1 protein-coding gene is annotated in these 449 nt (G+C 65.7%); it reads left to right on the forward strand.

Annotation, left to right across the window (positions count from 1 at the left end; all coding sequences use genetic code 11):
- A partial coding sequence (locus tag GWE18_RS42050; RefSeq protein WP_275191324.1) for a Rieske 2Fe-2S domain-containing protein occupies window positions 1-270 on the forward strand: 270 nt, incomplete at its 5' end.
- Window positions 271-449 lie beyond the last annotated feature (179 nt).

Here is a 449-nt window from a genome sequence, read left to right on the forward strand (position 1 = left end):
GTGTTCGACGAAGTGACCGGCACGCCGATCGTGGTGTTCAACCTCGACGGCGAGCTGTACGCGCTGGAAGACCAGTGCACGCATGAGGAGTTCGAGCTGTCCTCGGGCGAGTTCAACACCGACGAAGGCAGCGTGGAATGCGTGCTGCACGGCGCGCGCTTCGACGTGCGCGATGGCCGCGCCCTGTGCGCCCCGGCCTATACGCCGGTACCCAAGTTCCCGGTGAAGCGCGAACACGACGCCGTCTGGACCCGCGACGACCGCGATTGAAGCGTCCCTGGCCGCCGGCGACTCCGCCCAGGGGTGGAAGCCAGCGGAGCGCGCTGAGAGGCGTTCAGGGGCCTCCCCGGGCCTCCAGACTGCTCGTTCGCCCGCGCATATGCGAATCATTATCGTTGATGTTATCCTACGTAACATCTTCGTAACGACTCCGTCCCCTGCGCCATGGC

It is taken from the genome of Bradyrhizobium sp. CSA112 (genome assembly GCF_029051645.1).
Classification (GTDB): domain Bacteria; phylum Pseudomonadota; class Alphaproteobacteria; order Rhizobiales; family Xanthobacteraceae; genus Bradyrhizobium.